Origin of the sequence: Streptococcus sp. (assembly GCF_030528045.1) — a bacterium.
Classification (GTDB): Bacteria; Bacillota; Bacilli; order Lactobacillales; family Streptococcaceae; genus Streptococcus.
Window position 1 is genome coordinate 43,751 of sequence record NZ_JAUMZR010000005.1, and the last position, 12,936, is coordinate 56,686.

Consider the following 12,936-nt stretch of genomic DNA (forward strand, 5'->3'; position numbering starts at 1 on the left):
ATGAGGTGAGAGTAAATGACAAAAGCAGATACGATTTTTAAAGAGAATATTGAACGAATCCTCAAAGACGGTGTCTTTTCTGAGCAGGCTCGTCCCAAGTACAAGGATGGGACTGTTGCCAACTCCAAGTACGTAACGGGTGCCTTTGCCGAGTATGACTTGGCTATGGGGGAATTTCCCATCACAACCTTGCGTCCCATTGCAATCAAATCCGCCATCAAGGAAGTACTCTGGATTTACCAAGATCAGTCTAATAGTCTAGAAGTGCTAAATAGCAAGTACAATGTTCACTACTGGAATGACTGGGAAGTGGGAGATACGGGAACCATCGGTGAGCGCTATGGGGCAGTCGTTAAAAAGCACGATATCATCAATAAGATTCTCAAACAATTGGAAGCCAATCCCTGGAACCGTCGCAATATCATCTCTCTCTGGGATTACCAAGCTTTTGAGGAGACGGACGGCCTCCTTCCATGCGCCTTTCAGACCATGTTTGATGTCCGTCGCGTTGATGGGGAAATCTATTTAGATGCGACTTTGACCCAGCGTTCGAATGATATGCTAGTGGCCCACCACATTAACGCTATGCAGTACGTAGCTCTTCAAATGATGATTGCCAAGCATTTCGGTTGGAAGGTTGGGAAGTTTTTCTACTTTATTAATAATCTCCATATCTATGATAATCAGTTTGAACAAGCTCAGGAATTGCTCCGCCGTGAGCCGTCAAACTGCCAACCTCGTTTGGTCTTGAATGTTCCTGATGGGACCAATTTCTTTGATATCAGAGCGGAGGACTTTGAGTTAGTTGACTATGATCCAGTCAAGCCACAACTGAAGTTTGATTTGGCTATTTAAGAAAATAAAAAGAAGTTGAGAAATCTCAACTTCTTTTGTTGTTTAATGTGATACGCGGCGGCGAGCTGCTTTTTTGCGGTTTTCTTCGATGAAAGCTGCTTTTTGCTCTTCTGGCTCAATCACTTTCTTTTTAATTGCGTATACTGCACCTGCAACGGCAGCGACAGTTCCTGCGACACCTGTTACAAGACCTTTAGCGAATCCTTTAGCCATGAATCTTCCTCCTTTATCTTCCCAATCAGCCAGGCTCCTCAAGTGGTAGCATTTTTCTGACTGACCTTTTTGTGATATAATAATAGTAACGAAAAAATGGAAATTTTTCAAGGAAAAAAGATGAAAACAAAAATAATTGTGATTGTTGGACCGACCGCTGTTGGGAAGACAGCCCTTGCTATTGAAGTGGCCAAGCGCTTTGGTGGAGAGGTGGTCAGTGGTGACAGTCAGCAAGTATACAGAAGGCTAGATATTGGGACGGCCAAGGCTAGCCCAGAGGAGCAAGTAGCTGTTCCTCATCATTTGATTGATGTCAGAGAGGTGACCGAGTCTTACTCGGCTTTTGATTTTGTTTCAGAAGCTAAGAAGGCTATTGAGGATATTCAAAATCGTGGCAAGCTAGCCATTATTGCTGGTGGAACCGGGCTTTATGTCCAGAGCTTGCTGGAAGGCTACCATCTAGGTGGGGAGACACCTCATGAGGAGATATTAGCCTATCGAGCTAGTTTAGAGCCTTATTCAGATGAGGAATTAGTCCATCTCTTGAAGCAAGCAGGCCTTGAAATTCCCCAGTTTAACCGTCGTCGAGCTAAGCGAGCCTTGGAAATCGCCCATTTTGCTCAGGATTTGGAAAATCAGGAGAGTCCTTATGAAGCACTGATTATCTGCTTGGATGATGAACGCAGTCAGCTTTATGAACGTATCAATCGCAGAGTAGATCTGATGTTTGAGGCTGGGCTTTTGGATGAGGCCAAGTGGCTCTTTGACCATTATCCAGATGTGCAGGCAGCCAAAGGCATTGGCTACAAAGAACTCTTTCCTTATTTCCGTGGGGAGCAAACTCTTGAGGAAGCCAGCGATAGTCTCAAACAGGTGACCCGCCGTTTTGCTAAGCGTCAGTTGACCTGGTTCCGTAATCGCATGCAGGTCACCTTTTATCAGATAGGAGAGCCTGGTGTGCAAGACCGTATTTTAAGCCAGATTGAGGAGTTTTTAGATGATTGAAACGGAGAAAAAAGAGGAACGAGTCCTGCTCATCGGTGTGGAATTGCAGGGCATGGATAATTTTGATCTCTCTATGGAAGAATTGGCCAGTCTAGCCAAGACAGCTGGGGCCGTCGTTGTGGATAGCTACAGGCAAAAACGGGAAAAGTATGACTCCAAGACCTTTGTGGGCTCTGGTAAGTTGAAAGAGATTGCACTCATGGTAGATGCAGAAGAAATTACTACTGTCATCGTCAATAATCGCTTGACTCCACGGCAAAATGTCAATCTAGAAGAAGTTCTGAGTGTCAAGGTCATTGACCGTATGCAGTTGATTCTAGATATCTTTGCCATGCGGGCTCGAAGCCATGAAGGAAAACTCCAAGTTCATTTGGCCCAGCTCAAATATCTCTTACCTCGCTTGGTTGGTCAGGGGATTATGCTCAGCCGTCAGGCTGGTGGAATTGGTTCCCGTGGACCTGGTGAAAGCCAGCTGGAACTGAACCGTCGTAGTGTTCGTAATCAAATCACAGATATCGAGCGCCAGCTCAAGGTGGTTGAGAAAAATCGGGCCACAGTCAGAGAAAAACGCTTGGAGTCAAGTACCTTTAAGATTGGTTTGATTGGTTACACCAATGCTGGGAAATCAACCATCATGAACACCTTGACTAGTAAGACCCAGTATGAAGCAGACGAGCTGTTTGCGACCCTGGATGCGACGACAAAGAGTATCCATTTGGGAGGTAATCTTCAGGTTACCTTAACTGATACCGTGGGCTTTATCCAAGATTTGCCAACAGAATTGGTTTCCAGTTTCAAGTCAACCTTAGAAGAAAGTAAACATGTAGATCTTCTAGTTCATGTCATCGATGCCAGCAATCCTTATCACGAGGAACATGAAAAAACAGTCCAGTCCATCATGAAAGACCTGGACATGGAGGATATTCCTCGCCTGACTCTTTATAATAAAGCGGATTTGGTGGAGGATTTCATGCCTACCCAAACGCCTTATGCCCTCATTTCTGCCAAGTCTGAGGATAGTCGTGAGAACTTGCAAGCATTGTTTTTGGAGAAGATCAAGGATATTTTTGAAGCATTTACTTTGCGCGTGCCTTTTTCAAAATCCTACAAGATTCATGATTTGGAAAGTGTAGCGATTCTGGAAGATCGTGACTACCAAGATGATGGAGAAGTGATTACAGGCTACATTTCTGAGAAAAATAAATGGAGGTTAGAGGAATTTTATGACTGATATAAAAATGTTGGCTCTAAAGTATGGAGGTTATACAAGTCTGGATAAGGTCTATCTGGATCAACTTCTAGCTGGTAAAACAGAGCAAGAGCAGTTGGCTCTCATCACACCTCCACCGAGTGTCGTTAATGCCTACTTTGCTGAACTCTACCAGAAAAAGAGTCCTGAAGCTGCGACGGATTATTTTTCAGAACTCAGTCAGGAACTAAATCTCTACAATGTTGAACCAAGTTTCACCTTTGAAAATAAGCCTTTTATTCGTCTTAATTTATCTGGCAAATCTTATGGATTTTGCTATGAGAGTGAGGGACTTGGGCGGATTTTCTCAGAAGCTGAGGAAGTAATCACAGCTGACTTGCTCTTTGAAATTGCGCAAATTTTCCCCCATCAACTCGTCTTTGAAGAGTCTGGCAAGATTTACATGAAAGCTGTCGGAGATGAGGAAGTTATTAGTGTAGAAAATCTCACAGCTTTGACGGATTTGGAAAGTTTGGCTGATGGTCGCAAACGTCTAAAGGGCTACAGCCAAGAGGATTTATTGCAAGAAGCTGCTGCTTTTTCTGGAAAGCGCTATTTCCGATCGGAAAACCGCACAGCCATGTTATATATTGATTAATTAGAAAGTATCGAATGGATATTCAATTTTTAGGAACAGGGGCTGGTCAGCCCTCTAAAGCCCGCAACGTCTCAAGTCTCGCCCTGAAACTCTTGGACGAGATTAACGAAGTCTGGCTTTTTGACTGTGGAGAAGGAACGCAAAATCGTATTCTGGAAACCACGATTCGACCACGTAAGGTCAGCAAAATCTTTATCACCCACCTGCATGGAGATCATATCTTTGGCTTGCCAGGATTCCTTTCTAGTCGTGCCTTTCAGGCCAATGAAGAGCAGACGGATTTGGACATTTATGGACCACAAGGGATCAAGTCATTTGTCTTAACCAGTCTACGTGTGTCGGGTTCTCGTCTGCCTTACCGCATGCATTTTCATGAGTTTGACCAAGATTCTCTAGGAAAAATCCTTGAGACCGATAAATTCACTGTGTATGCAGAGGAGCTGGATCACACTATTTTCTGTGTTGGCTATCGTGTCATGCAAAAGGACTTAGAAGGTACCTTGGATGCTGAAAGACTTAAGGCTGCTGGTGTTCCATTTGGCCCGCTTTTTGGAAAAATCAAAAACGGTCAGGACGTTGTTCTAGAAGACGGAACTGAAATCAAGGCAGCAGACTATATCTCAGCACCACGACCTGGTAAGATTATTACTATTCTGGGTGACACCCGAAAAGCTAATGCCAGTGTGCGTCTAGCTGTTAACGCTGATGTCCTTGTCCATGAGTCGACTTATGGCAAGGGAGATGAAAAAATTGCCCGCAACCACGGTCACTCAACCAATATGCAGGCAGCACAAGTAGCAGCAGAAGCCGGTGCTAAACGCCTCTTGCTCAATCATATCAGTGCTCGTTTCCTCTCAAAAGATATCAGTCAGCTCAAGAAAGATGCGGCAACTGTTTTTGAAAATGTCCATGTGGTTAAAGACTTGGAAGAGGTGGAAATTTAGAAGATTGAGAAAGGATAAGTATGCGTACTATTCTGATTACCGGAGCAAGCGGTGGCTTAGCCCAAGAAATGGTCAAACTCTTGCCAAATGACCAACTCATCTTACTAGGTAGAAACAAGGAAAAACTAGCCCAACTATATGCAAAGCATCCTAATGTGGAATGGATTGAAATCGATATTACTGATGACTCAGCCCTAGAAGCTCTGGTAGCTGACCTCTATCTCCGTTATGGCAAGATTGATGTCTTGATTAACAACGCTGGCTATGGAATTTTTGAAGATTTCGACCAGATTTCTGATCAAGATATTCACCAGATGTTTGAGGTCAATACCTTTGCCCTGATGAATCTGTCTCGTCGTCTTGGAGCCCGCATGAAAGAAAACCGAAAAGGCCATATCATCAATATCGTCAGCATGGCAGGTTTGATAGCGACTAGCAAGTCCAGTCTTTACTCAGCGACCAAGTTTGCGGCTATTGGATTTTCAAATGCTCTGCGCCTCGAATTGATGCCCTATGGTATCTATCTAACGACGGTCAATCCAGGACCGATTCGTACTGCCTTTTTTGACCAGGCAGACCCAGATGGGACCTACCTCAAGTCGGTTGACCGCTTTCTCTTAGAACCAGATGCAGTGGCCAAAAAGATTGTTAAGTGTATAGGAAAAAACAAACGGGAACTCAATCTCCCAGTTTTGTTGAACCTAGCCCATAAGTTTTATACCCTCTTCCCCAAATTAGCCGATAAGTTGGCAGGGGGAATCTTTAATTATAAGTAAAAGGAGTTCCTTACAAAAGGAACTTTTTTATACTATTTAACTGAGTGTCAAAAATTTGTTTGTTTTTGTTCTAAATCTACATTCACTTTTTTTGAGTCTTCTACAAATTTTAGAAAAAACAATCAAAAATGTGATTTTTTGTGTTTAGGGTATTGAAATTTCCTATATTATTTTATAAAATAAGGGTAAAAGGCTATGAAAAAGTAATACGCTTACAAACAAATGGAAGCGGTTACTAAAGGAGGATTTTATGGAAAAAGGCCATTGGAATCGTAAAAGAGTCTACAGCATTCGTAAGTTTGCCGTAGGCGCTTGCTCTGTCATGATTGGAACCTGTGCGGTTCTATTTGGAGGAAGTGTCATTGGAGAATCACCAGTTTTCGCGGATGAAACTCCCATCGCCCACACTGTTGAACAAGCAAAAGAGGAAAGTCCGGCAGTGGAGGAAAAAGAAAATCAAGCTGTAGCAGAGCACAAGGATGCTGCAAGTGTCGACCAAAGTCAAGCTGCACCAATTGAAGCAAGCAAAGCCGAGAAGAAAGAAGATGAACCTGTAGCTCCAAAAGAGGAGAAAGCATCTCTAAAACCTGAAGAAACAACTCCAAAGGTAGAATCTCAAGCTTCAAGTCAAGAAAAGCCTGTCAAGGAAGAGTTGAAAACTGCGACAAATGAAGAAGTGAATCAAATGATTGAAGATAGAAAAATGAATTTTAATCAAAATTGGCACTTTAAACTCAATGCGAATCCTAAAGAAGCTGTGAAATCAGATGCCGATGTATCAACATGGCAAAAATTAGATCTCCCACACGACTGGAGTATCTTTAACGATTTTGACCATCAGTCACCTGCCCAAAACGAGGGTGGACAGCTCAATGGTGGTGAAGCTTGGTATCGCAAGACCTTTAAACTTGATGAAAAAGATCTCAAGAAAAATGTTCGAGTGACCTTTGATGGTGTCTACATGGACTCTCAAGTCTATGTCAATGGCCAGTTAGTGGGGCATTATCCAAATGGTTATAACCAGTTCTCTTACGATATCACCAAATACCTTCACAAAGATGGTAGTGAGAATGTGATTGCTGTCCATGCGGTTAACAAACAACCAAGTAGCCGTTGGTACTCGGGTAGTGGTATCTACCGTGATGTGACCTTGCAAGTGACAGATAAGGTTCATGTTGAGAAAAATGGGACAACCATCTTGACACCAAAACTTGAAGAACAGCAACATGGTAAGGTTGAAACTCATGTAGCCAGCAAAATTGTTAATACAGACGATAAAGACCATGAACTGGTGGCAGAGTATCAAATCGTTGAACGTGGTGGTCAGGCTGTGACAGGTTTGGTTCGTACAGCGAGTCGTACCTTGAAAGCACATGAGTCAACAAGCCTAGATGCGATTTTAGAAGTTGAACAACCAAAACTCTGGACCGTTTTAAATGACAAACCTGCCTTGTACGAATTGATTACGCGTGTATACCGTGATGGTCAATTGGTGGATGCTAAGAAAGATTTGTTTGGTTACCGTTACTATCACTGGACTCCAAATGAAGGTTTCTCTTTGAATGGTGAACGCATTAAATTCCATGGTGTTTCCTTGCACCATGACCACGGAGCGCTTGGAGCAGAAGAAAACTATAAGGCAGAATACCGTCGTCTCAAACAAATGAAGGAGATGGGCGTTAACGCCATCCGTACAACTCATAACCCTGCAAGTCCACAGACTTTGCAAATTGCAGCAGAACTTGGTTTGCTGGTTCAGGAAGAGGCCTTTGATACTTGGTATGGTGGTAAGAAACCTTATGACTACGGACGTTTCTTTGAAAAAGACGCTACTCACCCAGAAGCTAGAAAAGGTGAAAAATGGTCTGACTACGATCTTCGTACCATGGTCGAAAGAGATAAAAATCACCCAGCTGTCTTCATGTGGTCTATCGGAAACGAAATCGGTGAAGCCGATGGTAAACCTCATTCTCTAGCAACGGTTAAACGCTTAGTAAAAGTGATTAAAGATGTTGATACTACACGTTATGTTACCATGGGAGCAGATAAGTTTCGCTTTGGTGATGGTAGTGGTGGACATGAGAAAATTGCTGATGAACTGGATGCGGTTGGATTCAACTATTCAGAAGATAACTACAAGAAACTTCGTGCGAAACATCCAAACTGGTTGATTTATGGTTCTGAAACCTCTTCAGCAACCCGTACACGCGGTAGCTATTATCGTCCTGAACAAGAATTGGTACATAGCAACCAAGCTTATCGTAACTATGAACAGTCAGATTATGGAAATGATCGTGTTGGTTGGGGTAAAACGGCAACAGATTCATGGACGTTTGACCGTGACAACGCTGGCTATGCTGGACAGTTTATCTGGACAGGTACGGACTATATCGGTGAACCTACACCATGGCACAACCAAAACCAAACTCCCGTTAAGAGCTCTTATTTTGGTATCGTAGATACAGCCGGTATTCCAAAAAATGACTTTTATATCTACCAAAGCCAATGGGTTTCTGCCAAGAAGAAACCAATGGTACATCTTCTTCCTCACTGGAACTGGGAAAATAGAGAATTGGCATCAAAAGTTGAAGATTCAGACGGAAAAATCCCAGTTCGTGCCTACTCAAACGCTGCAAGCGTAGAATTATTCTTGAACGGTCAATCTCTCGGTGTTAAAAAGTTCAACAAAAAACAAACCAGTGATGGCCGTACCTACCAAGAAGGTGCCAATGCTAAGGAACTCTATCTTGAGTGGAAGGTTGCTTATCAACCAGGTACTTTGGAAGCTGTAGCTCGCGATGAAGCTGGAAAAGAAATTGCACGTGATAAAATCACGACTGCAGGCCAACCAGCAGGTGTTCGCCTCGTCAAAGAAGAACACGCAATCGCAGCCGATGGAAAAGACTTGACCTACATCTACTACGAAATCGTAGATAGTGAAGGAAATGTGGTACCAACTGCCAATAATTTGGTTCGCTTCCAATTGCATGGACAAGGTCAACTGGTCGGTGTCGATAATGGGGAACAAGCTAGCCGTGAACGCTACAAGGCACAACCAGATGGTTCTTGGATCCGCAGAGCCTTTAACGGTAAAGGGGTTGCCATTGTTAAATCAACTGAACAAGCAGGTAAATTCACCCTTACTGCCCACTCTGATCTCTTGAAATCGGACCAAGTCACTGTCTTTACAGGTAAGAAAGAAGATCAAGAAAAGACTGTTTTAGGAACAGAGGTACCAAAGGTACAGACAGTTATCGGAGATACTCCAGAAATGCCTACCACTGTTCCATTTGTATACAGTGATGGTAGCCGTGCAGAACGTCCTGTAACCTGGTCTCCAGTAGATGTGAGCAAACCTGGTATTGTAACGGTGAAAGGCACGGCTGACGGACGTGAAGTTGAGGCCCGTGTCGAAATTCTAGCAATCGCAAATGAGCTTCCAACTGTTAAGCGTGTTGCTCCAGGAACAGACTTGAGCGCTGTTGACAAATACGTTTCTATCGCAGTAACAGATGGAAGCGTTCAAGAATACGAAGTTGATAACTGGGAAATTGCTCCAGAAGATCAAGCGAAACTTTCAGTTGCAGGATCACGTATTCAAATGACTGGCCAACTAGGAGGAGAAACCATTCATGCTACTCTTGTGGTAGAAGAAGGCAATCCTGCAGCACCTGTAGTACCAACTGTAAGGGTTGGTGATGAAGCTGTCACAGGACTTACTAGTCAAAAACCAATGCAATACCGTACTCTTACTTATGGAACTAAGCTGCCAAAAGTCGCAGCAAGTGCTGAAAATGCAGCTGTTACAGTGGTGCAAGCAAGTGCAGCAAACGGTATGCGTGCAAGCATCTTTGTTCAACCAAATGATGGTGGCCCTCTTCAAATGTATGCTATTCAGTTCCTCGAAGAAGCACCAAAAATTGATCATTTGAGCCTACAAGTGGAGAAAGCTGACATCCTCAAAGAAGACCAAACAGTCAAATTGTCTGTCCTTGCTCACTATCAAGATGGAACACAAGCAGTTCTACCAGCTGATAAAGTGAACTTATCTACAAGTGGTGAAGGGGAGGTCGCAGTTCGTAAAGGAATGCTTGAGTTGCATAAGCCAGGAGCAGTCACTCTGAAAGCGGAATATGAGGGAGCTAAAGGCCAAGTTGAACTCACTATCCAAGCCAATACTGAGACGAAGGTTGCGCAATCTATCCGTCCAGTAAATGTAGTGACAGACTTGCATCAAGAACCTACTCTTCCAACAACAGTAACGGTTGAGTATGACAAAGGTTTCCCTAAAGCCCACAAAGTCACTTGGCAAGCCATTCCAAAAGAAAAACTCGACCACTATCAAACCTTTGAAGTTCTAGGTAAAGTTGAAGGTCTTGACCTTGAGGCGCGTGCTAAAGTATCTGTAGAAGGCATCGTTTCAGTTGAAGAAGTTAGTGTGACAACACCAATCTCAGAAACACCACAATTACCAGAAAGCGTTCGTACCTACGATTCAAATGGGCACGTTTCATCAGCTAAGGTTACTTGGGATGCGATTCGTCCAGACCAATACGCCAAGGAAGGTGTCTTTACAGTTAATGGTCGCCTAGAAGGTACGCAATTAACAACTAAACTTCATGTTCGCGTATCTGCTCAAACTGAGAAGGGAGCAAATATTTCTGACCAATGGACCGGTTCAGAATTGCCACTTGCCTTTGCTTCAGACTCAAATCCAACTGATCCTGTTTCAAACGTCAACGATAAATTGATTTCCTTTAATGACCGCCCAGCTAACCGTTGGACAAACTGGAACCGTACTAATCCAGAAGCTTCAGTTGGTGTCCTATTCGGAGATTCAGGTATTTTGAGCAAACGCTCTGTTGATAACTTAAGTGTCGGATTCCACGAAGACCACGGAGTTGGTGTACCGAAGTCTTATGTGATCGAATATTATGTCGGTAAGACCGTTCCAACAGCCCCTAAAAACCCTAGCTTTGTAGGTGAGGAAAACCATGCCTTTAACGATCCTGCAAACTGGAAAGAGGTAAGCAATCTCAAAGCACCAGCTCAATTAAAAGCTGGAGAAATGAATCATTTCAACTTTGATAAAGTTGAGACCTATGCGGTTCGCATTCGTATGGTTCGACTTGATAGCAAGAAAGGAACTTCTATCACAGAAGTACAAATCTTTGCAAAACAAGTCGCAGCAGCCAAACAAGGACAAACGAGAATCCAAGTTGACGGTAAAGACTTAGCAAACTTCAACCCTGATTTGACAGACTACTACCTTGAGTTTGTAGATGGCAAAGTTCCTGCAGTAACAGCAAGTGTTAGCAACAATGGTCTCGCTACCGTCGTTCCAAGTGTTCGTGAAGGTGAGCCAGTTCGTGTTATCGCGAAAGCTGAAAATGGTGATATCCTAGGAGAATACCGTCTACACTTTACAAGCAATAAAGACTTGCTCTCTCGTAAACCAGTTGCCGCGGTCAAACAAGCTCGCTTGCTACAAGTAGGGCAACCACTTGAATTGCCAACTAAGGTTCCTGTTTACTTCACAGGTAAAGACGGTTACGAAACAAAAGACTTGGCAGTTGAATGGGAAGAAGTTCCAGCAGAAAATCTGACAAAAGCAGGTCAATTTACCGTTCGAGGTCGTGTCCTTGGTAGCGATCTTGTTGCTGAGTTCACTGTACGAGTGACAGACAAACTTGGTGAAGCTCTTTCAAATAACCCAGAGTATGATGAAAATAGTAACCGCGCCTTTGCTTCAGCCACTAACGACATTGATAGAAACTCCCATGACCGTGTGGACTATCTCAATGACGGAAATCATTCAGAAAATCGTCGTTGGACAAACTGGTCTCCAACACCATCTTCTAATCCAGAAGTATCAGCAGGTGTAATCTTCCGTGAAAATGGTAAGATTGTAGAACGGACTGTAGCGCAAGCCAAACTTCACTTCTTTGCAGATAGTGGTACGGATGCCCCATCTAAACTCGTTTTGGAACGCTATATTGGCCCAGAGTTTGAAGTGCCTACCTACTATTCTAACTACCAAGCCTACGATGCAGCTCATCCATTCAATAATCCAGAAAACTGGGAAGCTGTGCCTTATCGTGCGGATAAAGACATCGCAGCTGGTGATGAAATCAACGTAACATTTAAAGCTGTCAAAGCCAAAGCCATGAGATGGCGTATGGATCGTAAAGCAGACAAGAGCGGTGTTGCGATGATTGAGATGACCTTCCTTGCTCCGAGTGAATTGCCTCAAGAAAGTACCCAATCGAAGATTCTTGTAGATGGAAAAGAGATTCCTGACTTCGCTGAAGATCGTCAAGACTACCAAATCACCTATAAAGGTCAACGTCTAAAAGTCTCAGTCGAAGAACGCAATCAAGTAGCTTCAACAGTTGTAGATAGCGGAGACGATAGCCTTCCAGTACTTGTTCGCCTTGTTTCAGAAAGTGGAAAACAAGTCAAGGAATACCGTATCCAGTTGACTAAGGAAAAACCAGTTTCTGAGAAGAATGTTGCCGCAGTACAAGAGGAACTTCCAAAACTCGAATTTGTTGAAAAAGATTTGGCATATAAGACAGTTGAGAAAAAGGATTCAACACTGTATCTAGGTGAAACTCGTGTAGAACAAGAAGGAAAAGTTGGTAAGGAACGGATTTTTACAGCGGTTAATCCTAGTGGAAGTAAGGAAGAAAAACTCCGTGAAGTGGTAGAAGCTCCGACAGACCGCATCGTCTTGGTTGGAACCAAACCAGGAACCTCTCTTCCAGAAGATGAAGTGAAGAACCTAGTTCTTAACAGACCAGAACTTGTAATCGAAGAAGAAATAATTGATTTCAAGGTTCAGGAACGCAAGTCTGATAAGTTGTATCTAGGTCAAACTCGTGTTCTCCAAGAAGGTCAAAAAGGTATCCGTGTTCACTTGATCGAAGTTGAAAATGGTAAGCGAACTAAAAAAGAAAGCTATGATAAAGTCATGGCTCAAGATCGCATTGTAGAAGTTGGTACGGCTAGTGAAACAGCTAAACCAGTACCTCAAGAATCTACAAAACCACAAATATCAGAAAAAGCAGATACAAAAGAAATTTCCTCAAATGCAGCTAGTCAAGCTCAAGCAGAGCAGCTACCAAATACAGGAAGTGCAGAAAGTCAAGCAGCTCTAGCAGCAGGTTTCGCTCTTCTTGGTTTGAGTGCAGGATTAGTGGCCACTAAAGGCAAAAAAGAAGACTAGAATGAATAAGGGAACCTCTAAAAACTCAAATTCTAAAAATAAAAACATTGATTTATCAACGTTTATCA

8 protein-coding genes are annotated in these 12,936 nt (G+C 43.2%); 7 read left to right on the top strand and 1 reads right to left on the bottom strand.

What is annotated here, in order from left to right; translation table 11 throughout:
• Nucleotides 1-15 precede the first annotated feature (15 nt).
• The gene (locus Q4A91_RS01975) at nucleotides 16-855 is read left to right on the top strand and encodes a thymidylate synthase (RefSeq protein ID WP_303204361.1); all 840 of its coding nucleotides are present in this window, start codon (nucleotides 16-18) and stop codon (nucleotides 853-855) included.
• Between the two features lie 42 nt (nucleotides 856-897).
• Here Q4A91_RS01975 and Q4A91_RS01980 read toward each other — a convergent pair whose 3' ends face one another.
• On the bottom strand, nucleotides 898-1,068 hold the full coding sequence (locus Q4A91_RS01980) for a DUF3042 family protein (RefSeq protein WP_001051782.1): 171 nt from the start codon (nucleotides 1,066-1,068) through the stop codon (nucleotides 898-900).
• Between the two features lie 120 nt (nucleotides 1,069-1,188).
• Here Q4A91_RS01980 and miaA point away from each other — a divergent pair, with 120 nt between their 5' ends.
• The 6 genes from miaA (at nucleotide 1,189) to bgaA (ending at nucleotide 12,868) form a co-directional block, all read left to right on the top strand.
• The gene (gene miaA, locus Q4A91_RS01985) at nucleotides 1,189-2,073 is read left to right on the top strand and encodes a tRNA (adenosine(37)-N6)-dimethylallyltransferase MiaA (RefSeq protein WP_303204362.1); all 885 of its coding nucleotides are present in this window, start codon (nucleotides 1,189-1,191) and stop codon (nucleotides 2,071-2,073) included.
• A complete protein-coding gene (hflX, locus tag Q4A91_RS01990) occupies nucleotides 2,066-3,304 on the top strand; it encodes a GTPase HflX (protein ID WP_303204363.1) in 1,239 nt (412 codons plus the stop codon). The genes miaA and hflX overlap by 8 nt, the downstream gene beginning before the upstream one ends.
• A complete protein-coding gene (locus Q4A91_RS01995; RefSeq protein WP_303204364.1) occupies nucleotides 3,297-3,920 on the top strand; it encodes a cystathionine beta-lyase in 624 nt (207 codons plus the stop codon). The genes hflX and Q4A91_RS01995 overlap by 8 nt, the downstream gene beginning before the upstream one ends.
• Before the next feature lie 14 nt (nucleotides 3,921-3,934).
• Complete coding sequence (gene rnz, locus Q4A91_RS02000) at nucleotides 3,935-4,864, top strand: ribonuclease Z (RefSeq protein ID WP_303204365.1); 930 nt, start codon at nucleotides 3,935-3,937, stop codon at nucleotides 4,862-4,864.
• A gap of 20 nt (nucleotides 4,865-4,884) precedes the next feature.
• Entirely contained in the window at nucleotides 4,885-5,640 is a 756-nt protein-coding gene (locus tag Q4A91_RS02005) for an SDR family oxidoreductase (protein ID WP_303204366.1), read from the top strand.
• A gap of 250 nt (nucleotides 5,641-5,890) precedes the next feature.
• The gene (bgaA, locus tag Q4A91_RS02010; RefSeq protein ID WP_303204367.1) at nucleotides 5,891-12,868 is read left to right on the top strand and encodes an LPXTG-anchored adhesin/beta-galactosidase BgaA; all 6,978 of its coding nucleotides are present in this window, start codon (nucleotides 5,891-5,893) and stop codon (nucleotides 12,866-12,868) included.
• The last annotated feature ends 68 nt before the right edge of the window (nucleotides 12,869-12,936 follow it).